Genomic DNA, 20,620 nt, shown 5'->3' with positions numbered 1-20,620 from the left:
GACAGGAACGGAGCTGGGAGAGCGGCGCGCGCGCCGCTCTGCCCTCGCGCGCTTCCTCATGACGTTGCCGGCCGCGGCGGTGTCGTTCGTCTTCTCCTCCGCACCGGCCGTCGCCGATCTCAAGATCTGCAACCGCATGTCCTATGTGGTCGAGGCCGCGATCGGCATCGACGACAGGGCGGCCACCGCGACGCGGGGCTGGTTCAGGATCGATCCCGCGACCTGCCGCGTGGTGGTGCAGGGAACCCTCACCGCCGACCGCATCCTCCTCAATGCCCGCGCGCTCGGCATCTATGGCGCGTCTCCCATCCCGCAGAACGGCAGCGACATGCTGTGCGTGGCGCCGGACAATTTCGTCATCGCCGCGGCGCGCCAGTGCCGCAGCGGCCAGACGCAAGCACCCTTTACCCAGATCACCCCGACGACAGGCGACGACGGCAATCTCGTCGCCTATCTCGCCGAGGATTCCGAATATGACGACGAACAGGCGCGGCTTGCCGGCATCCAGCGGCTGCTGGTGATCGCGGGCTACGATATCGGCGCGATCGACGGCGTCGATGGACCGAAGACGCAGGCCGCCCTCGCAGCCTTCCTGAAGAGCCGCGGATTGTCCCCGGACGTGGTCTCCTCGCCGAATCTCTTCAAGACCATGGTCGAAGCCGCGCAGACGCCGTCCCCGAGTGGTCTCACCTGGTGCAACGACACGCCGCACAAGGTGATGGCAGCGGTCGCCACCGACGACGGCAAGGCGGTGACGAGCCGCGGCTGGTATCGCATCGACCCCAAAACGTGCCTGCATCCCGACGTGACCGGGCAGCCGAAGCAGATCTTCAGCTTCGCGGAAGCCGTCGACGGCGACAACCGCGTCATCAAGCTGAAGGACAGGCCGCTGGACTGGGGCGGCGACAAGCAGCTCTGCACCCGCGAGACCAAGTTCGAGACCGTCGAGCAGACCGATTGCGGCGCGCGCGGATTTGCAGCGACCGGATTCGGCGCCGTGGACATGTCGAGCGGCGGCAAGACGTTGCGCTTTGCGTTGCCGTGATCGAGAGAATTTTGATGAAATCGCCCCGCGCCTTTGCCCATGTCGACACCTGGGTGTTCGACCTCGACAACACGCTCTACCCGCATCACGTCAACCTGTGGCAGCAGGTCGATGCCAGAATCGGCGAGTTCGTCTGCAACTGGCTGAACGTCACGCCGGAACAAGCGCGCAAGATCCAGAAGGATTATTACCGCCGCTTCGGCACCACCATGCGCGGCATGATGACCCTGCATGGCGTGCGCGCCGACGACTATCTGGCTTACGTCCACAAGATCGATCATTCGCCGCTGGAGCCGAACCCGGCGCTCGGGGCGTCCATCGCAAAGCTGCCGGGCCGCAAGCTGATCCTGACCAACGGCTCGGTCGACCATGTTGATGCGGTGCTGGCGCGGCTCGGCCTCGGTTCGCATTTCGACGGCGTGTTCGACATCATCGCCGCCGAATTCGAGCCCAAGCCGGCGGCGCAGACCTATCAGAAATTCCTCAGCCACCATGCGGTCGACCCGACCAGATCAGCCATGTTCGAAGATCTCGCCCGCAACCTCACCGTCCCGCATGACCTCGGCATGACCACGGTGCTGGTGGTGCCTGACGGCACCAAGGAAGTGGTACGCGAGGACTGGGAGCTGGAAGGCCGCGATGCCGCCCATGTGGACTATGTCACGGATGATCTGGCGGGGTTTTTGGCCGGGCTGTCTCGGTAGAGTCGTAGCCCGGGACGGTGGTGGAGTATGCCTTGACTTCGCCCCTCCAAATCCCGAAAAAGCCCCCAATCCATCAAAATTCCCGATACCTAGAGGAAATCCCGATGTCCTTGTCCGCCCTGGAGTCCACGATCAACAGCGCCTTCGACGCGCGTGAGACCATCTCGACCTCGACCAAGGGCGAAGTCCGCGAGGCCGTGACCCAGGCGCTGGAGACACTGGACAAGGGCGAGGCCCGCGTTGCCGAGCGCGGCGCCGACGGCAAGTGGAAGGTCAACCAGTGGCTGAAGAAGGCCGTGCTGCTGTCCTTCCGTCTCAACGACATGGACGTCATTCCCGGCGGCCCGGGCCAGGCCAACTGGTGGGACAAGGTGCCCTCGAAGTTCGAAGGCTGGGGCCCGAACCGTTTTCGCGACGCCGGTTTTCGCGCGGTGCCGGGCGCGGTGGTGCGCCGCTCCGCCTTCATCGCCAAGAACGTCGTGCTGATGCCGTCCTTCGTCAATCTCGGCGCCTACGTCGATGAGAGCACCATGGTCGACACCTGGGCCACCGTCGGCTCCTGCGCGCAGATCGGCAAGCGGGTGCATATCTCCGGCGGCGCCGGCATCGGCGGCGTGCTCGAGCCGCTCCAGGCCGAGCCCGTGATCATCGAGGACGATTGCTTCATCGGCGCGCGCAGCGAGGTCGCCGAGGGCGTCATCGTGCGCAAGGGCGCCGTGCTGTCGATGGGCGTGTTCCTCGGCGCCTCGACCAAGATCGTCGATCGCGAGACCGGCGAGGTCTTCATGGGGGAGGTGCCCGAGTATTCAGTGGTGGTCCCCGGCGCGCTGCCCGGCAAGCCCATGAAGAACGGCCAGATCGGCCCGAGCACCGCCTGCGCCGTGATCGTCAAGCGCGTCGACGAGCGCACGCGGTCGAAGACCAGCATCAACGAGCTGCTGCGGGATTAAGGCGGCACATGACCGATGCCCTCTCCATTGCCCGCGACCTCATCCGCTGCCCCTCGGTAACCCCTCAAGACGCCGGCGCACTCGGCGTGCTTGAAAGGGTGCTGAACGCTGCAGGCTTCACCTGTCACCGCGTGACCTTCAGCGAGGACGGGACCGCCGATATCGACAATCTCTATGCGCGGATCGGTGCTGAAGGGCCGCACATCACCTTTGCGGGCCATACCGACGTGGTGCCGCCCGGCGACGAGAGCGCCTGGAGCGTCGGCGCATTCTCCGGCGAGGTCAAGGACGGTTTTCTGCACGGCCGCGGCGCGGTCGACATGAAGGGCGGCATCGCCTGCTCGGTCGCCGCCGTACTGGAGCATCTCGCCGCGAACGGCGGCAAGCCACGCCCGGACGGCAAGGGTTCGATCTCGTTCCTGATCACCGGCGACGAGGAAGACGTTTCCATCAACGGCACGATCAAGCTGCTGAAATGGGCTGCCGAGCGCGGCGAGACGTTCGACCATTGCGTGCTCGGCGAGCCCTCCAATGTCGAGACGCTGGGTGATACCATCAAGGTCGGCCGCCGCGGTTCGCAATCCGGCACGCTTTATGTCGACGGCGTGCAGGGCCACGTCGCCTATCCGCACCGCGCGGCCAATCCGGTCCCGGACATCTCGCGCCTGATCGTGGCAATCAGCGACGAGCCGCTCGACAATGGCAGCGCGCAATTCCAGGCCTCCAATCTCGAATTCGTCTCGGTCGACGTCGGCAACAAGGCCTTCAACGTCATCCCCGGCGAGGCCCGCGCCAGATTCAACATCCGTTACAACGACAACCATACGCAGGCATCCTTGCGCGAGCTGGTCGAGTCGCGTCTCGCCAAAGCCTGCGGCAACCGCATCAAGGCTCGCATCGTCTGGGAGCCATCGAACTCCAACGTGTTCGTGACCAAGCCGGGGCCGTTCACCGATCTCGCCGTGTCCGCGATCGAAGAGGTGACGGGCCGCAAACCGGAGCTGTCGACATCAGGCGGCACCTCCGATGCGCGCTTCATCTCGAGCTATTGCCCGGTGATCGAGTTCGGCCTGGTCGGCCAGACCATGCACCAGGTCAACGAGCGCGTGCCGGTGACGGACCTGGAGAACCTGACCAAGGTCTATCGCGGGATTTTGACGCGGTATTTTGGGTAAGAGACCACTATCGCCAAACCCTCCGCCGTCATGTCCGGGCTTGTCCCGCCTGCCCGGCCGCCATGACGCCGGGGCGTCATCACGCTCTAATAATCCACCTTCATCAGATACAGCCCCTCGGGCGGAGCGACGATGCCGCAGGCAGAGCGGTTGCGCGCCGCGAGCGCTGCGGAGAGATCGTCGGCGCTCCAGCGGCCCTCGCCGACCCAGACCAGCGATCCCACCATCGAGCGCACCTGGCTGTGCAGGAACGAGCGCGCCGAGGTGACGATGATGATCTCGCGGTCGTCGCGCAGCACGTCGAGCTGGTCGAGCGTCTTCTCCGGCGATTTGGCCTGGCACTCGGTGTCGCGAAACGTCGTGAAATCGTGCTTGCCGAGCAGGCGTTGGGCGGCCGCATGCATCGCTTCAGAGTCGAGCCGGCGCGGCACGCGCCAGGCATGGCCGGCATCGAGCGCGAGATTGGCGCGGGTGTTGATGATGCGATAGCGATAGTGACGCTTCACGGCCGAGAAGCGCGCCTCGAACGTGTCAGGGACGATCTCGGCTTCGAGCACCGCCACCGGATGCGGGCGCAGATGCGCATTGAGGCCATCGCGAAAACGGCCCTGCGGAAACTGCTTGTCGATATCGACATGCGCAACCTGGCCACGCGCGTGCACGCCCGCATCGGTGCGGCCGGCGCCATGCACCCGCACATCCGCGCCGGTCATCGCCTTCACCGCGGCTTCCAGCGCGCCCTGCACCGACGGCAGCGTGTCCTGCACCTGCCAGCCGAAGAACGGCGCGCCGTCATATTCGAGGGTGAGCTTGTAGCGGGGCATCAGCAGAGCCGCATCGGCGGCTCGACCTTCACGCCGCGTAAAAAGTCCGCCGCTTGCATCCGGCCTTTGCCCTCGCGCTGCAGCTCGAGGATGCGGATCGCGCCCTCGCCGCAGGCGATCGTGAGTTTGGCGTCGAGCACCTCGCCCGGCGCGCCGGAGCCCTTGGCAAGCTCACAACGCAGGATTTTGATTCGCGCATTCTCGCTGACGCCGGCAAGCTCCGCCCAGGCACCGGGAAACGGCGACAGACCGTGGATGTGGCGCAGCACGGCGTGCGCAGGCTTTGTCCAGTCGATCCGGGCCTCGGCCTTGTCGATCTTGGCGGCGTAAGTGACGCCCTCTTCGCTCTGCTTTTTCAGCTGGAGGCCGCCGCGGTCAAGGGCGGCCATGGCGCGCACCATCAGATCGGCGCCCAGCCGGGAAAGGCGATCATGCAGATCCAGCGCAGTCATGTTGTCTGAAATCGCGAGACGCTCGGCCATGGCGACATCGCCGGTATCGAGGCCGACATCCATCTTCATCACCATCACGCCGCTCTCGGCATCGCCGGCCATGATCGCGCGGTTGATCGGCGCGGCGCCGCGCCAGCGCGGCAGCAGCGAGGCGTGAAGGTTGTAACAGCCGAGCTTCGGCGCATCGAGGATCGCCTGCGGCAGGATCATGCCATAGGCGACGACGACGGCGGCGTCGGCGTCAAAGGCGCTGAATTCGTCCAGCGCTTCCTGGGTCTTCAACGTCCTCGGTGTCAGCACCGGCACACCGAGTTTTCGCGCGGCCTCTTCAACGGGCGTCGGCTGCAATTGCAGCCCGCGCCGGCCGCCCGGCTTCGGCGCGCGCGTATAGACGGCCACGATCTCGTGGCCATGCGCGACCAGTTCGAGCAGCGTCGGCACGGAGAAATCGGGCGTGCCCATGAAAATCAGGCGAAGGGGCATGACAGGGACTCTGTACGTTCCCTCCCCAGTGGGGGAAGGCTAGGGAGGGGGGTGCCACACGACGCGCTCTCACGACGAGAGTGCGGACTGGTTCTTCTTCCCCGTTAGACCATTTCCTCGGCTACCCCTCTCCCCCGCCCTCCCCCACAAGGGGGGAGGGAGCCCAGGGGAGTGTGGCGCAGCACCAAAAACTCTACTCCGCGCGCTTGGCGGCTTTCTCGAACTTCTTCATCACGCGGTCGCGCTTGAGCTTCGAGAGATAGTCGACGAACAACACGCCATTGAGATGGTCGATTTCGTGCTGGATGCAGGTGGCGTAGAGGCCTTCGGCGTCCTCCTCGTGCAGCTTGCCGTCGAGGTCCGTGAAGCGCACACGCACTTTCGCGGGACGTTCGACCTCCTCGTAATATTCGGGAATCGACAGGCAACCTTCCTCGTAGACCGACAGGTCTTCAGACGAGGCGATGATCTCCGGATTGATGAAGACGCGCGGCTCCGGCTTGGTCTCCCCGTCCTGGTTGGGCTTGGCGAGATCCATCGTGATCAGCCGCAGCGGTTGCGCGATCTGGATCGCCGCCAAGCCAATGCCGGGCGCGTCATACATCGTCTCGAACATGTCGTCGGCAAGCTTGCGGATCTCCGCCGTGACCTTCTCGATCGGCTTGGAGACCAGACGCAGCTGCTTGTCGGGCAGGATGATGATTTCTCTGAGGGCCATGCCGGGCGATTTAAGCCGCGCGCGACATCGGGTCAATGCGGCCGGGAACGCGTTAACCCTCCGCTAACCATAAACTTCACCTTTGGTTAACCATAAAAAATGAGGGATCGATCAACGTAAATGTTCGCTATTCGTTCGTGGCCCGTCGCGAATCGGCTAGAAGGACAGGCATGAACGAGATCATTTTCATGCTGGGCGACTGGCCGGTGCGCGGGTTCGATGCGCTGATCGGCTTCGGCACCCTCGTCCTCATCCTGCTGGTGGTGATTGCCGTCGTGGTCGCCAGATCCGGGCGTCGCGGCGCGGAACTGGCGATGGCGGGGGCGATCCGGGCCGACGAGCTCGAGGAGCGGCTCGCCCAGGTGCTGCACGCCCAAGCTGAGGCCTCCGGCCGGGTCGACGCCATGACGGAGGCGCTGGCTGGACGCCAGGCCGAGATGGCGCGGGCCGTCAACGAGCGGCTGGATTCGGTGACCCATCGCGTCGGCCAGTCGATGGAACACTCGACCCGCAACACCATGGAGAGCCTGCGCGCGCTGCACGAGCGGCTCGGCATCATCGACAGCGCGCACAAGAACCTCACCGACCTGACCACGCAGGTGACGACCTTGCGCGACGTGCTCGCCAACAAGCAGTCGCGCGGCGCCTTCGGCCAGGCGCGGATGGAGGCGATCGTCCAGGACGGCCTGCCGAAGGGCGCTTACGAGTTCCAGTTCACGCTCTCGACGGGAAAACGGCCCGACTGCGTCGTCTTCCTGCCCGACCAGCGCCCGCTCTGCATCGACGCGAAATTCCCGCTGGAAGCGATGACCGCGCTGCACGACGCCCGCACCGACGAGGAGCGACGCACTGCCACGCAGCGGCTGCGCGGCGACGTGATGAAACATGTCAGCGACATCGCCGAAAAATACCTCGTCCCCGGCGAGACCCAGGAGATGGCGCTGATGTTCGTGCCGTCGGAATCGGTCTACGCCGAGATCCATGACGGCTTCGACGACGTGATCCAGAAGGCCTATCGCGCCAAGGTCGTGCTGGTCTCGCCCTCGCTGCTGATGCTCGCGATCCAGGTGATGCAGCAGATCATGAAGGACGCGCGGATGCGCGATGCCGCCGACCAGATCCAGACCGAGGTGATCAAGCTCGGCGACGATCTCGGTCGCCTGCGCGACCGCGTGCTGAAGCTGCAGAAGCATTTTGCCGACGCCAACGAGGACGTCCGCCAGATCCTGATCTCCGCCGACAAGATCGAAAAGCGGGCGGGACGGATCGAGGAACTCGATTTCAGCAAGAGCGATGCGCCGGCGGAGGGCCCGCGGCTGTTGGCGACGGGCGCTGGCGAGCTGTTTCCGCGGAAGCTCCAGGCGGGGGAGTGACCTCAGGGCACACTGTCATGCCCCGCCAAGGCGGGGTATCCAGTACGCTGCGGCAGCCGTGATTGAACCGAAACGCTGGTGATTACTGGATCGTCCGCCTTCGCGGAAGATGACAGCGGAGAAGGCGACGACACCTCGTTTGTGGCCGTGGCAACGACAGTCCCTCGCGCCCCCAGAATCTGCTAACACCTCCCCATGACCGCACCCGACGCGACGTCCCCCGCCGGCACCGATGCCCCTGCGACTTCATGGCGCGACAGCCTCGCCGTGTACCTGCAACCGCGGGTGCTGATCGTGCTGTTCCTCGGCTTTTCGTCGGGGCTGCCGCTGGCGCTGTCGGGCTCGACGCTGCTGGTGTGGATGCGCGAGGCTGGCGTCGATCTCAAGACCATCGGGCTGTTTGCGCTGGTCGGCACGCCCTACACGCTGAAGTTCCTGTGGGCGCCGCTGGTGGATGCGCTGCATGTGCCGCTGTTCACGCAAGCCTTCGGGCGGCGGCGCGGTTGGTTGCTGTTCTCGCAGATATTGTTGATCGTGGCGATTCTGCTGCTGGCAATGACCGATCCTGCAAGCTCGCCATTCTTCGTCGCGCTTGGCGCGCTGCTGGTGGCGACGACGTCGTCGACGCAGGACATCGTGGTCGACGCCTTCCGCGTCGAGAGCCTGCCTGAAAGCGAACAGGCGGCCGGCATGGCGGCCTATGTCGCCGCCTATCGCATCGGCATGCTGGTCTCGACCGCCGGCGCGCTGTTCATCGTGTCCGGCTTCGAAGGGACCGGCATTCCCCGCGCATCGGCGTGGATGTGGGGCTATGTGGTGATGGCGGCGATGGTGCTGATCGGGACCATCACGGCTCTCGCCGCGACCGAGCCCGAAAAATCAGTGCAGGCGGAAGCCGCAACGCACGAAGAGACCGCGTTCACGCGCGTGCTGCACGCGGCGATCGGTGCCTTCTCCGAATTCCTGTCGCGCAAGGACGCGCTCGCCGCGCTTGCCTTCGTCGTGCTGTTCAAGTTCACCGACGCGTTCTCCGGCACCATGACCGCGCCGTTCGTGATCGACCTCGGCTTCACCCGCAATGACTATGCGGCAATCGTGAAAGGCGTCGGCCTCGCTGCAACCCTGATCGGCGGCTTTGCCGGCGGCTTTGTCGCGCGGCGTTACTCGCTGGCGACCTCGCTCTGGATCGGCGGTGTGGTGCAGGCGCTGGCCAACCTGACCTTCTCCTGGCTTGCCGTGGTCGGCACCAATCAATGGGCGCTGGCGCTCGCGATCTGCGCGGAGAATTTCACCAGCGCCATCGGCACGGTGATCTTCGTCGCCTATCTTTCGGCGCTGTGCCAGAACCCGCTGCACACGGCGACGCAATATGCGCTGCTCACCGCGCTCGCGGCGGTGGGGCGGACCTATCTGTCGTCAGGCGCCGGCTTCGTGGCTGACACCACCGGCTGGCCGCTGTTCTTCCTGATCTGCGTGCTGGTGGCGATCCCGAGCCTGGTGCTGCTGACGTACTTGCAGAAGCGCGGGCATTTCGAGACGCTGGGGCCGGTAAGGGTGTAGGCCCGCCTTCTCGCCGTCGTCATTGCGCGCGCAGCGAAGCAATCCAGAAACTTTCCGCGGAAACACTCTGGATTGCTTCGTCGCAAGAGCTCCTCGCCATGACGACGGCGAGAGCTGTCGCGCTCCCTACTTCTTCACCAGGCTCCACTTCGTCACGACGGCCTCGCTCATCTGGCCGGGATCGCTGGCGCAGGCGATTTCATCGACCTTGACCGAGATCTCCTTGCCGACGAACGATTTCAGCTGCGAGGCCTGCGCGTCGCTGGAGGTGACGAGCTGGAACGTCTCCGGCCCCGTCTCGAGATCGCACAGCCCGCTCGGCGCCGGCAGGCGGCGCGGCTCGGAGGTGATCTGGTACATCGCAACCCGCTTGCCGACGTTCTTGACGTCGCGAATCTTCATGGCGTTCAGCTCGCCCGAGAGCACCTCGCCGGTGCTGATCGGCCTGCCGGGCTTTGAAGCCGGCGTCGCCTCATCGTCCTGCTGCGCAGAGACGGCCGGTGTGACGACCAGCAGCATCGTCGCGAGCAAAGCCAGGCGTGTGGCGAAAAGTTTCGTCATGTCGTCCGTTCCGTAAGTCTGGATGGCTAGAACAGGGTCCGCTGCCGCATGGCGGCCGATAGCGTACCCTCATCGAGATAATCAAGCTCGCCCCCGACGGGCACACCATGGGCGAGCCGGGTCACTTTGACGTTGGCGTCCTGAAGCAGGTCGGTGATGTAGTGCGCCGTGGTCTGGCCGTCGACTGTGGCATTCAGCGCCAGAATGACCTCGTGAACCTCGGCGGCATGGGCACGCGCGACCAGCGCATCGATGGTGAGGTCCTGCGGACCGACGCCGTCGAGCGGCGACAGCGTCGCGCCCAGCACGTGGTAGCGTCCTTGGGTCGCATTGGCCCGCTCCAGCGCCCAGAGATCGGCGACGTCGGCAACCACGACGATGATCGCCGGATCACGCTTGGGGTCAGTGCAGACGGTACAGGGATTCTGCGTGTCGATGTTGCCGCAGGTCTTGCAGACCTGGACCTTGTCGCGCGCGACCTGCAAGGCTGACGACAGCGGCATCATCAGCGCTTCGCGCTTCTTGATCAGATGCAGCGCCGCGCGCCGCGCGGAGCGCGGGCCCAAACCCGGCAGCCGTGCGAGAAGCTGGACCAGCCGCTCGATTTCAGGACCGGCAACCGCGCCCATCTTACTGGCCGAACAGCCCCGGCGGCAGGCCGAGCCCGCCGGTGAGCGACTGCATCTTCTCCTGCATCGCGGTCTCCGCCTTGCGGCGGGCATCACCGAGCGCGGTGACGAGCAGGTCCTCCAGCACCTCGCGCTCCTCGGGCTTCATCAGCGAAGGATCGATCTTGATGCCCTTGACGTCCATCTTCGCAGTCATGCGCACGGCGACGAGGCCGCCGCCGGAGATGCCTTCGACCTCTACGTTAACGAGAGATTCCTGCATCTCCTGCATCTTGGATTGCAGCTGCGCCGCCTGCTTCATCATGCCGAGAAAGTCAGCCATGGGTGTCCGTCCTTGGAAAGAGTGGCTAAAGCGCGATTAAACGCGCTTTAGCATTTTGTTCGAGCATGATCCTATCGGAAAACCGCTGCACAGTTTTCCGGATCATGGCTCTAGAGATCGTCGTCGGCGTCGGAACCGTCGAGCGGATCGTCAGAGCCGTAGTCGGCATTAATATTGGAGTCCGGCGCCTCGGGGGCAAGCCTGCGGACCTCGACGACCTTTGCACCGGGGAAGCGCGATAGCACCTCCTGCACGCGCGGATCGGCCTCGGCGGTGCGCGCATGCTCCTGCTTGGCCGCCTGATTCATCGAGCGCAGCGTCGGCTGACCCTGCTCGTTGGACACGATGATGGTCCAGCGTCGGCCGGTCCACATTTCGAATTTTCGCGCCAATTCGGTGATCATGGTCTTTGAGGCGTTCGGCTCGAGCGCGATTTCCAGCCGGCCCTCCTCAAAACGAACGAGGCGCATGTCGCCTTCGAGCGCGGCCTTGGTCATGACGTCGCGCTTCTGGCTGGCGAGCGCGACGAGCTGGGTGAAGCTCGTGATGCGCAATTGAGGCGCAGCCGCTTGCGGATCCGGCGCAGGCGCCGCCATCTGTGGCCGCGCCGCACCGCCGAATGCGGAGGGCGACGATGTCGGCATGCGAACCGGCGGGGCTGAGACAACCGGCGCCGCGGAGGCCATCGGAGCCGCCGGCGCACCGCTACCCGCGGCACCCCCGGCGTTCACCACCGGCGAGCTGCCACCGTTCTGCTCCAGCATCCGGATCGCTTCATCAGGCGTCGGAAGATCAGCGACATAGGCGATGCGCACCAGCACCATCTCGGCGGCCGCCGCAGGCCGCGTGGCGGCCTGCACCTCGGTGATGCCCTTGAGCAGCATCTGCCACATCCGCGACAGCACGCGCATCGAGATCTTCGAGGCGAAATCCTTCGCGCGCACCCGCTCGGTCTCGCCATAGGCGACATTGTCCGCGGTCGCCGGCACGATCTTCACGCGGGTGACGAAATTGACGAATTCGGCGAGGTCCGACAGCACCACGATCGGATCGGCGCCGACATCATACTGGTCGCGGAATTCCCTGAAGGCGGCTGCGATGTCGCCGCGCGCCAGCGAATCGAAGAGATCGATGACGCGGGTGCGGTCGGCAAGCCCCAGCATCTGCCTGACCGCATCGGCTTTCACGGCGCCGGCCGCATGCGCAATGGCCTGGTCGAGCAGCGACAGCGAATCGCGCACCGAGCCTTCGGCGGCGCGCGCGATGATGCCGAGCGCTTCCGGCTCGATCTCGACGTTTTCCTTTGCGGCGATGTTGGCGAGGTGCTTCATCAGCACGTCGGCCTCGACACGACGCAGGTCGAAGCGCTGGCAGCGCGACAGCACGGTGACCGGAACCTTCCGGATCTCGGTCGTGGCGAACACGAACTTGGCGTGCTCCGGCGGTTCCTCCAGCGTCTTCAGGAACGCGTTGAACGCCGCCGTCGACAGCATGTGGACTTCGTCGATGATGTAGACCTTGTAGCGGGCGCTGGCCGGCGCGTAGCGCACGCTGTCATTGATCTGACGGACGTCGTCGACGCCGGTGTGCGATGCCGCGTCCATCTCCAGCACATCCATGTGCCGGCTTTCCATGATCGCCTGGCAATGCACGCCAAGCGTCGGCATGTGGATGGTCGGCCCCTTTACCGAACCGTCCGGCATCTCGTAGTTGAGCGCACGGGCAAGAATACGCGCGGTGGTGGTCTTGCCGACGCCGCGGACGCCGGTGAGGATCCAGGCCTGCGGAATCCGCCCGGTCTCGAACGCATTGGAGACGGTGCGGACCACGGCTTCCTGGCCGATCAGATCGTCGAAGCTTGAAGGGCGGTATTTGCGTGCCAAGACCCGGTAAGGCGCGTTGGCGGCCTGGCCGGCGCTGTCAGGGTTCGGAGGGGCGCCAGCGTCGGTCATCGGTCGATCCGCAATGAAATGTCTCTCACCGGCTTTTGCGGAAAGGAGCGCGCAGGCGGGGCACCCCCGCCGGCGCAATTGCTCGAAAAAACAGGTAGGAGACTGACGAGCGACCCGATCCGGACCTCGTTAGGGCTGCTTCCTTCCGGACCTGACCCGGTTGGCGAGTGGCTCGTCCACCGCCAATCTCCCGGTCCCTATTTGGAGCCAAAAGGACCGGAACGCAAGCGGGTATCACATTGTCCAGCTTGATCTTGCCCAGCATCCGGGCAATTCCGGGTCTGCCCAGCCGATAGGCTGTGCTTTCGCGGGCTCCGCCGCCTTGCTAAGAACCCTGCCGGAACTCCACCCAACCAGAAAAGCGATTGACCCCAATGGTTACACGTCGTGATGTTGCATCGATTGTCGGACTCGGCGCCATCGGCGCGGCAACCGCCGGCGCGCTGGCCTCGAAGGCCGTGGCCCAGGCGGCCGATCCCAACGAATCGACCTTTGCCCGCATCCGCCGCACCAAGAAGATGCGGATCGGCGCGGTCGGCGGCGGCGCGCCCTATTACATGAAGGATCTTTCCAGCGGCCAGTGGAAGGGTTTTTACGTCGACATCGCCAAGGCGCTCGCCGACGACATGGAGGCCGAGCTCGAAATCACCGAAACAACCTGGGGCAATTCGGTGCTCGATCTGCAGTCCAACAAGATCGACATCTTCTTCGGCCTGAATCCGACCCCGAAGCGCGCGCTGGTGGTCGACTTCTCGGTGCCTGTGTTCAACAACGCCTTCGGCATCCTCTGCAAGAAGGACTTCAAGCCCAAGACCTGGGCCGAGTTGAACTCGCCCGACGTCAAGATCGCGGTCGACCAGGGCTCGTCGCACGACCAGGTCGTCAGCCGCCTGACGCCGAAGGCGCAGATCTCACGCCTCAAGACCGCCGACGATGCCACCGCCGCGCTGCAGACCGGCCGCGTCGACGCGCAGTGCCTGATCACCATGCTGTCGCTGACGGTCCTGAAGAAGAACCCGTCGCTCGGCCAGTTCGTGCTGCCGACGCCGATCTTCGCGACGACCTCGAATGCCGGCTTCCGCCGCGAGAACGACAAGACCTTCCGCGACTACGTCAACACCTGGATCGACTTCAACAAGGGCCTCGGCTTCATCCGCAACGCCATCATCACCAACATGGAGCTGGTGGGCGTGACCGAAGCGGACATTCCGCCGGGCGTTTCGTTGTAAGGTGATTGAGCGTCGCGGCATCGGCATCCTCGCTGCGCTCCCTCTCCCGCTTGCGGGAGAGGGTGGGGGTGAAGGTGTCTCCGCTGGCAAGACTCCCCCGGAGGAAAGAGCCCTCACCCGCATCGCATCTTCGATGCGATGCGACCTCTCCCGCAAGCGGGAGAGGTGAAGCAAGAGAACACGCATGTATCAGTGGGACTTCGGCATCCTCTGGAGCTATCGCTGGCTCTTTCTCGACGGCCTCGGCGTCACCGTCGGCTTCACCGTGGTGATCGTGCTGCTCGGGCTCGTCTTCGGCCTGCTCGGCGCGTTCGGCGCCCTGTCGCGCTTCAAGCCGCTGCGTCTCGTCGCCCTCAGCTTCATCGAAGCGTTCCGCTGCACGCCGATCCTGGTGCAGCTGATCTGGTTCTATTACGCGCTGCCGATCCTCGCCGGCGTCGAGATGACGCCGATCACGGCCTCCGCGCTGGCGCTCTCGCTCTATGGCGGCTCGTTCTATTCGGAGATCATCCGCGGCGGCATCATCTCGATCGACAAGGGCCAATCGGAAGCCGGCGCCGCGCTGGGCATGACGCCGGGCCAGAGCATGCGCCGCATCGTGCTGCCGCAGGCGATCAAGCGCATGATTCCCGCGCTGATGAACCAGTCGATCATCCAATTCAAGAACACCTCGCTGGTCTCGGTGCTCGCGGTGCCTGACCTCGTCTACCAGAGCCAGGTCGCAGCCCATGACAGCTACCGGCCGCTGGAGACCTACACCGCGGTCGCGGTCGCCTACGCTGCGATCCTGATTCCGCTCACCATCATCGTCCGCCGCGGCGAGAAGCGACTGGCGGTCAGCGAATGAGCGAGACGCAAAACATCGAGATCCGTGGCCTGCGCAAGAGCTTCGGCAGCAACGAGGTCCTGAAGAACATCAACCTCGACGTTGCCAAGGGCGGCGTGGTCGCGCTGATCGGGCCCTCGGGCTCGGGCAAGTCGACGCTTCTCCGCTGCATCAATCTTCTGGTGGTGCCCGACGGCGGCAGCGTCCGGGTCGGCGATACCAGTTTTTCATTCGGCGCAGGCACAAAGCTGCCCGATGTGAAGACACTCGCAAAATTCCGCGCCACCACCGGCATGGTGTTCCAGCACTTCAACCTGTTCCCGCACATGACGACGCTCGAGAACGTGATGGAGGGCCCCGTCACGGTGCGGCGCATGGCCAAGGCGGCCGCCGAGAAGCTTGCGCGCGCGCAACTCGCCAAGGTCGGCCTTGCCGAGAAGGCGGACCAGTATCCGGCGACGCTCTCCGGTGGCCAGAAACAGCGCGTCGCGATTGCGCGCGCGCTGGCGATGGAGCCCGACGTGATGCTGTTCGACGAGGCGACCTCCGCGCTCGATCCCGAGCTCGTCGGCGAGGTGCTGAACGTGATCCAGCAGCTGGCCTCCGAAGGCATGACCATGGTGATCGTCACTCACGAGATCGCCTTTGCCCGCGAGGTCGCCGACCGCCTGATCTTCATGCGCGACGGTGTGGTCGTCGAGGAAGGGCCGGCGCGGCAAGTGATCGACAATCCGCAGCAGGCCGCGACGCGCGCCTTCCTCAGTCATTTCCACCGCACCGGCGCGCTGCCGCCGGCCAACGCGACACCGTGATGCCAGATATCGAACGCGCCTATCTCGTCACCGGTGCCGCCAGCGGCATTGGTCGCGCCACCGCAAAGCTGCTGGCGGCACCGGGCACGGCTCTGCTGCTCCACACGCGCTCGAATGCAGAAGGCCTCGGTGCCACCGCAGCGGAAGCCGAAGCGACGGGCGCTGTCGTCGAACAGTGCCTCGGCGATCTCGCTGAGCAAGCAGCCGTCACCGACGCCATCGCCGCCACCCAACGCCTCTTCGGCCGACTGGACGGATTGATCCTTGTCGGCGGCCACGCCCGCCGTGGCAGCGCCGTCGGGACGCCGGCGGATCAGTTTCGTCAGGCGATGGATGAATCGGCGCTGGCGTTCACGCGAATGGTCGAGGCCGCGCTTCCGCTGCTGCGTGCGGGGCAAGACGCGCGCATCGTCGCGGTGTCATCCTTCGTCGCGCATGCGATCCGGCCCGAATTTGCGCCGTTCGCAGCGACCGCCGCGAGCCGCTCCGCGCTGGAAGCGCTGGTGCGGCTCACCGCCGTCGAGCTCGCGAAAGACGCGATCACCGTCAACGCGGTTGCACCGGGCCTGATCGTCAAGGACAAGCCGAGCGAGAGCCGGCTGTCGCCCGAGCAGATCGCGGCGACCGAGGCGCTGATCCCGATGCGCCGCCGCGGACGACCGCAGGAAGTCGCCGAGATCATCGCCTTCCTGGCGTCCCCGAAAGCATCCTACGTCACCGGCCAGGTCTGGCACGTCGATGGAGGCCTGACATGACCGAAGCGACCATCGAACGCATCAGGCTGTTCCTGATCGAGAGCCCGATCAGGATGGCGCGCCTGCAAGGTGTCGGCAACGTCAAGGGCACCGTGAAGCGCGTGCTGATCGAACTGACCTCGAGCGACGGCGTGACCGGCTGGGGCGAGGCGGCACCTTGGGAGGTGTTCACGGGAACTGCTGAAGCGGCGTTCTCCGCCCTCGACATCTACTTGAGGCCCATCCTGCGCGGAAAATCCGTGCGTCGTATCCGCGCGCTGATGGCGGAGCTCGACCGCGCATTGGTCGGCCATGCGGAGGCCAAGGTCGCAATCGAGATGGCAATGCTCGACATCGTCGGCAAGGCGTCGGGGCTGTCGGTTGCCGATCTCCTCGGCGGCCGCGTGCGCGACACGATACCGCTGTCGTTCTCGATCGCCGACCCCGATTTCGCTGCCGACCTCGAACGCATGCGGAAAATGGTTCCGGACGGCAACGTCATCTACAAAGTCAAGACCGGCGTGAAGCCGCATCGCGAGGATCTCGATCATCTCGAAGCGATCCGGAAAGAATTCGGCGACAAGGTCGATCTGCGCGTCGACTACAACCAGGCCCTGGCGCCGTTCGGCGCGATCAAGATCCTGCGCGACGTCGAGGAGTTCGCGCCGACCTTCATCGAGCAGCCGGTCCCGCGCAAATTTCTCGATGTGATGGCGCAGCTCACCGCGGCGTTGGAAACGCCCGTGCTTGCCGACGAAAGCTGCTTCGATCGCCGCGACATGATGGAGGTGGTGCGCCGCGAGGCGGCCGATGCCGTCTCGATCAAGCTGATGAAGGCTGGCAGCCTGTTCGAGGCGCAGGCGATCATGGCGGTCGCCGACATCGCCGGCCTGCCCGGCTACGGCGGCACGCTGTGGGAGGGCGGCATCGGCCTTGCCGCCGGTACGCAGCTGATCGCAGCGACGCCGGGCATCTCGCTCGGCTGCGAGTTCTATATGCCGCATCACGTGCTGACCGAGGACGTGCTCGAGGAACGCGTCGCCAACCGCGCGGGTCACGTCGTCGTGCCGGATGGACCCGGACTCGGGATTCGCGTGAGCGAAGCCTCCATTCGCGCCAATGCGCGGGTGTTGGGGGAGGCCTAGGTTCGCCGGAACGACAACTTGAGCATAAGGCCCCTGCGCAGCCCGATCCTTCCCCTACCGGAATCGGTATCGTATGGTTGGACCCAACACGCCCGCCTCCCGCCGGGCCATCCGGAAACCTCCATGTCCGATCCCGCCTGGTCGCTGCACTCCCGCCTGAAAGAGGACACCATCGACATCGGCGATTTGCCGCTGTCGAAAGTGCTTGTCATCAAGGACGCGCATTATCCCTGGCTGCTGCTGGTGCCGCGGCGCGCAGATGCGATCGAGATCATCGACCTCGACGAGGTACAACAGGCGCAATTGATGACGGAAATCTCCCGCGTCTCGCGCGCGCTGAAAGAGATCACCAAATGCGACAAGCTCAATGTCGCAGCGCTCGGCAACCTGGTGCCGCAGCTTCACGTCCACATCATCGCACGCCGCACCGGCGACGCCGCCTGGCCGCGGCCGGTGTGGGGCGTGATGCCCCCCTTGGCGCATGACGCCACCGAGGTGCAGAATTTCATCAGCGCGCTTCGCCGAAAAATCTGGTTGGGTTGAAAGAACAATAATGTCAGCATTCGACTCCTTCCCGCTTGGACAACCGGCCTTCGTCAGCAACATCCTGGATCGCGCCGCGCATCTGCGCCGCGACGACGAAAAACTGTTCGCGATGGAGCAGAAGCCGTCGTCGCGCGCCTATGTCGTCTATCGCGACTCGCTGCTGGTGAAGCGCGACGGCGACAAGGCCCGCGCACTGCTCTCGATCGACGAGGCGCTGAAGTGCGGCGCCAATCCCGGCACGATCTTTCTGGGCTTGCGCGACGGCGCCGCGATCTTCGGCATGGGCCTCGCGCAGGCTGCGGCCGAAAAGCTTGTCGGACGCGAGGATTACACCGTCACCGAGCTGCGCGGCATGGCGATGCAGGGCGCGATCCCGCCCGAGGAACTGTCGGCGATCGCGATGGCGAAGTCGATGGTCGGCTGGCACCAGCGCCACGGCTATTGCGCCAATTGCGGCACGCGCAGCGCGATGAAGGAAGGCGGCTGGAAGCGCGAGTGCCCGGCGTGCAAGGCCGAGCATTTTCCGCGCACCGACCCGGTCGTGATCATGCACGTCTCCTCCGGTGACAAATGCCTGCTCGGCCGCCAGAAGCAGTTTCCGCCGGGCATGTATTCCTGCCTCGCGGGCTTCGTCGAAGCCGCCGAGACCATCGAGGACGCGGTCCGCCGCGAGATCCTGGAAGAGTCAGGCATTCGCTGCAGCGACGTGCAGTATTACATGACGCAGCCTTGGCCTTATCCGTCGTCGCTGATGATCGGCTGCAGCGCGCGGGCGCTGAACGAAGACATCGTCGTCGACCATTCCGAGCTCGAGGACGCCCGCTGGTTCACGCGCGAGGAAGCGGCGCTGATGCTGACGCGAACCCATCCCGACGGCCTCGCCGGACCTCACCCGTTTGCAATCGCGCATCATCTGCTCGGCCGCTGGGTGCACGACAAGAGCTAGGAGCGCCGATGGCTGCATCAGGGATCGCGCCCCGCATCCTCTGCATCGGCATTCCCGTGCGCGACCTCAGCTTTCGGGTCGAGGCCGTGCCGGACCGCGGAAGCAAGGCCAACGCGACGCACCTCGCCGAGATCTGCGGCGGCAACGCGCTCAATGCCGCGATCGCGATGGCGCGGCTCGGCGGCCGCGTCGCGTTTGCAGGGCCGATGGGCGATGCGCGGGAGACATCGAGCAGCTTCATTCTCGAGCGAATGACCAGCGAGGGCATCGAGACCGCGCACATCGTGCGCATATCCGATACGGCCACACCCGTCTCCGCGATCATCATCGACGCATCAGGCGAACGGACGCTGACGATCTATCGCGATCCCGCGCTGTGGAGTGTGAAGCTGCCTGAGGCGGACGAACTCCTCGCCGATTGTGGGGCTGTCCTGGTCGAGAGCCGCTGCGGCACCTTCTGCATCGATGTCTGCACCGAGGCGCGCCGGCGCGGCATTCCCGTCATCGTCGGCGTCGATCGCGCGATGGCGCTCACCGACGGCCTGCTCACGGCTGCTTCGCATCTGCTGTTTGCCAGCGAGCAGGTGCAGGAGACCGCAGGAATCGCCGACGACGGCGAGGCGTTGAAGCGCCTGGCCAAGCTGACGCCCGCCTTCCTCGCCGCAACCCGCGGCCCGCGCGGCACGATCTGGCTGAGCGAGGCCGATACGCTGGAGGAAACGCCTGCGTTTCCGATCGCGGCCGTGGATACCCTTGGCGCAGGCGACGTCTTCCATGGCGCCTTCACGCTCCGGCTCGCCGAGGGCGGGGCCCTCAGGGACGCGCTGCGATTCGCCGCGGCTGCCGCAGCTCTGAAATGCACCCGCCATGGCGGCGGTCTGGCCGCTCCGCAACGCGTTGAAGTTGAAGAGCTTTTGCGCGACCACCGAGAGCGCACGCATGGCCGGCCGACACGATTATAGACTTGCAATAGAAGGATTTTCTCTATATCAGGGAAATTGACCCCTGAAATGGAACAAAGTTCTTCAAATGACTGACCTCGCTGTCCAGATCCCCGAGACCAGCCGCCGCCTCGACGCCATCGACCGCAAGATCCTGATGGTGCTCCAGGAGGATGCCTCCCTGTCCGTCGCCGAGATCGGCGACCGCGTCGGCCTGTCCTCGACCCCCTGCTGGAAGCGCATCCAGCGCCTGGAGGCTGATGGCGTGATCCTGAAGCGGGTGGCGCTGGTCGATCAGAACAAGATCGGGCTCGGCATCTCCGTGTTCGTCTCGGTGGAGAGCTCCGATCATTCCGACGCCTGGCTGAAGAAGTTCGCCGAAGCGGTCAGCGCCATGCCCGAAGTGATGGAATTCTACCGCATGGCGGGCGATGTCGACTACATGCTGCGCGTCGTGGTCGCCGACATGCAGGCCTATGACGTGTTCTACAAGAAGCTGATCGCCGCCGTGCCGCTGAAGAACGTCACCTCGCGCTTCGCGATGGAGAAGATCAAGTCGGTCACGGCGTTGCCGATCCCGGCCGTGGTGGCGGCGTAGCTTTCAGAGCTCACCACACGAAAACTGTCATCGCCCGGCCTGACCGGGCGATCCAGTCCGCCGTGACTCTCCGTATCCAACGAGCGCCTCTGGAA

At 65.1% G+C, this 20,620-nt stretch carries 22 protein-coding genes and 1 other RNA gene; 15 read left to right on the top strand and 8 right to left on the bottom strand.

The features are described 5' to 3' along the window. Positions 1-58: 58 nt before the first annotated feature. The 4 genes from ACVIIW_RS11990 (at position 59) to dapE (ending at position 3,874) form a co-directional block, all read left to right on the top strand. The gene (locus ACVIIW_RS11990; RefSeq protein WP_456700932.1) at positions 59-1,045 is read left to right on the top strand and encodes a DUF1036 domain-containing protein; all 987 of its coding nucleotides are present in this window, start codon (positions 59-61) and stop codon (positions 1,043-1,045) included. A gap of 14 nt (positions 1,046-1,059) precedes the next feature. Then, a complete protein-coding gene (locus ACVIIW_RS11985; RefSeq protein WP_456700931.1) occupies positions 1,060-1,749 on the top strand; it encodes a pyrimidine 5'-nucleotidase in 690 nt (229 codons plus the stop codon). Between the two features lie 104 nt (positions 1,750-1,853). Next, positions 1,854-2,699: a 2,3,4,5-tetrahydropyridine-2,6-dicarboxylate N-succinyltransferase gene (dapD, locus tag ACVIIW_RS11980; protein ID WP_092226857.1), complete on the top strand. Its 846-nt coding sequence runs from the start codon at positions 1,854-1,856 to the stop codon at positions 2,697-2,699. 8 nt (positions 2,700-2,707) lie between these two features. Beyond that, positions 2,708-3,874, top strand: coding sequence for a succinyl-diaminopimelate desuccinylase (gene dapE / locus ACVIIW_RS11975; RefSeq protein WP_456700930.1), 1,167 nt, complete (start codon positions 2,708-2,710; stop codon positions 3,872-3,874). A gap of 86 nt (positions 3,875-3,960) precedes the next feature. Here the strand turns inward: dapE and truA are convergent, their stop codons facing one another. The 3 genes from truA to def all read right to left on the bottom strand — a co-directional run bounded on the left by truA (position 3,961) and on the right by def (position 6,351). Beyond that, positions 3,961-4,698 carry a tRNA pseudouridine(38-40) synthase TruA gene (gene truA / locus ACVIIW_RS11970; RefSeq protein WP_456700929.1) on the bottom strand — a complete coding sequence of 246 codons (738 nt, stop codon included), beginning with the start codon at positions 4,696-4,698 and terminating at the stop codon, positions 3,961-3,963. Next, positions 4,698-5,633: a methionyl-tRNA formyltransferase gene (gene fmt / locus ACVIIW_RS11965; protein WP_456700928.1), complete on the bottom strand. Its 936-nt coding sequence runs from the start codon at positions 5,631-5,633 to the stop codon at positions 4,698-4,700. Before fmt ends, truA begins: the two co-directional genes overlap by 1 nt. A 193-nt stretch (positions 5,634-5,826) precedes the next feature. Beyond that, complete coding sequence (def, locus tag ACVIIW_RS11960) at positions 5,827-6,351, bottom strand: peptide deformylase (RefSeq protein ID WP_456700927.1); 525 nt, start codon at positions 6,349-6,351, stop codon at positions 5,827-5,829. 170 nt (positions 6,352-6,521) lie between these two features. Here def and ACVIIW_RS11955 point away from each other — a divergent pair, with 170 nt between their 5' ends. After that, positions 6,522-7,724 carry a DNA recombination protein RmuC gene (locus ACVIIW_RS11955; RefSeq protein WP_456700926.1) on the top strand — a complete coding sequence of 401 codons (1,203 nt, stop codon included), beginning with the start codon at positions 6,522-6,524 and terminating at the stop codon, positions 7,722-7,724. Positions 7,725-7,919: 195 nt separating this feature from the next. Further along, complete coding sequence (locus tag ACVIIW_RS11950; protein WP_456700925.1) at positions 7,920-9,284, top strand: AmpG family muropeptide MFS transporter; 1,365 nt, start codon at positions 7,920-7,922, stop codon at positions 9,282-9,284. Positions 9,285-9,410: 126 nt separating this feature from the next. On the opposite strand, the gene ACVIIW_RS11945 is transcribed toward ACVIIW_RS11950, so the two are convergent. From ACVIIW_RS11945 to ffs, 5 genes are all read right to left on the bottom strand, one after another. Next, positions 9,411-9,845: a hypothetical protein gene (locus ACVIIW_RS11945; RefSeq protein WP_456700924.1), complete on the bottom strand. Its 435-nt coding sequence runs from the start codon at positions 9,843-9,845 to the stop codon at positions 9,411-9,413. 26 nt (positions 9,846-9,871) lie between these two features. Next, a complete protein-coding gene (gene recR / locus ACVIIW_RS11940; protein ID WP_456700923.1) occupies positions 9,872-10,474 on the bottom strand; it encodes a recombination mediator RecR in 603 nt (200 codons plus the stop codon). A 1-nt stretch (position 10,475) separates the two neighbouring features. After that, complete coding sequence (locus tag ACVIIW_RS11935) at positions 10,476-10,796, bottom strand: YbaB/EbfC family nucleoid-associated protein (protein ID WP_456700922.1); 321 nt, start codon at positions 10,794-10,796, stop codon at positions 10,476-10,478. 110 nt (positions 10,797-10,906) lie between these two features. Continuing rightward, on the bottom strand, positions 10,907-12,748 hold the full coding sequence (locus tag ACVIIW_RS11930; RefSeq protein ID WP_456700921.1) for a DNA polymerase III subunit gamma/tau: 1,842 nt from the start codon (positions 12,746-12,748) through the stop codon (positions 10,907-10,909). Positions 12,749-12,842: 94 nt separating this feature from the next. Continuing rightward, positions 12,843-12,939, bottom strand: an RNA gene (gene ffs / locus ACVIIW_RS11925) — signal recognition particle sRNA small type. Positions 12,940-13,122: 183 nt separating this feature from the next. Here ffs and ACVIIW_RS11920 point away from each other — a divergent pair. The 9 genes from ACVIIW_RS11920 (at position 13,123) to ACVIIW_RS11880 (ending at position 20,525) form a co-directional block, all read left to right on the top strand. Beyond that, positions 13,123-13,977, top strand: coding sequence for a transporter substrate-binding domain-containing protein (locus ACVIIW_RS11920; RefSeq protein WP_456700920.1), 855 nt, complete (start codon positions 13,123-13,125; stop codon positions 13,975-13,977). A 184-nt stretch (positions 13,978-14,161) separates the two neighbouring features. Next, on the top strand, positions 14,162-14,824 hold the full coding sequence (locus ACVIIW_RS11915) for an amino acid ABC transporter permease (protein ID WP_456700919.1): 663 nt from the start codon (positions 14,162-14,164) through the stop codon (positions 14,822-14,824). Next, the gene (locus ACVIIW_RS11910) at positions 14,821-15,615 is read left to right on the top strand and encodes an amino acid ABC transporter ATP-binding protein (protein ID WP_456700918.1); all 795 of its coding nucleotides are present in this window, start codon (positions 14,821-14,823) and stop codon (positions 15,613-15,615) included. Before ACVIIW_RS11915 ends, ACVIIW_RS11910 begins: the two co-directional genes overlap by 4 nt. Beyond that, positions 15,615-16,370 (top strand): SDR family NAD(P)-dependent oxidoreductase, encoded by a 756-nt coding sequence (locus tag ACVIIW_RS11905; RefSeq protein WP_456700917.1) that lies wholly within the window; start codon positions 15,615-15,617, stop codon positions 16,368-16,370. The genes ACVIIW_RS11910 and ACVIIW_RS11905 overlap by 1 nt, the downstream gene beginning before the upstream one ends. After that, positions 16,367-17,494, top strand: a complete 1,128-nt coding sequence (locus ACVIIW_RS11900) for a muconate cycloisomerase family protein (protein WP_456700916.1) — start codon at positions 16,367-16,369, stop codon at positions 17,492-17,494. Before ACVIIW_RS11905 ends, ACVIIW_RS11900 begins: the two co-directional genes overlap by 4 nt. Before the next feature lie 123 nt (positions 17,495-17,617). Next, positions 17,618-18,037: an HIT domain-containing protein gene (locus ACVIIW_RS11895; RefSeq protein WP_456700915.1), complete on the top strand. Its 420-nt coding sequence runs from the start codon at positions 17,618-17,620 to the stop codon at positions 18,035-18,037. A gap of 10 nt (positions 18,038-18,047) precedes the next feature. Further along, positions 18,048-18,986: an NAD(+) diphosphatase gene (gene nudC / locus ACVIIW_RS11890; RefSeq protein WP_456700914.1), complete on the top strand. Its 939-nt coding sequence runs from the start codon at positions 18,048-18,050 to the stop codon at positions 18,984-18,986. Positions 18,987-18,994: 8 nt separating this feature from the next. After that, positions 18,995-19,948: a sugar kinase gene (locus ACVIIW_RS11885; protein ID WP_456700913.1), complete on the top strand. Its 954-nt coding sequence runs from the start codon at positions 18,995-18,997 to the stop codon at positions 19,946-19,948. A 67-nt stretch (positions 19,949-20,015) separates the two neighbouring features. Beyond that, a complete protein-coding gene (locus ACVIIW_RS11880; RefSeq protein ID WP_092226838.1) occupies positions 20,016-20,525 on the top strand; it encodes an Lrp/AsnC family transcriptional regulator in 510 nt (169 codons plus the stop codon). The last annotated feature ends 95 nt before the right edge of the window (positions 20,526-20,620 follow it).

It is taken from the genome of Bradyrhizobium sp. USDA 4449 (assembly GCF_054056275.1).
This window is presented reverse-complemented; position numbering and strand designations above follow the sequence as displayed.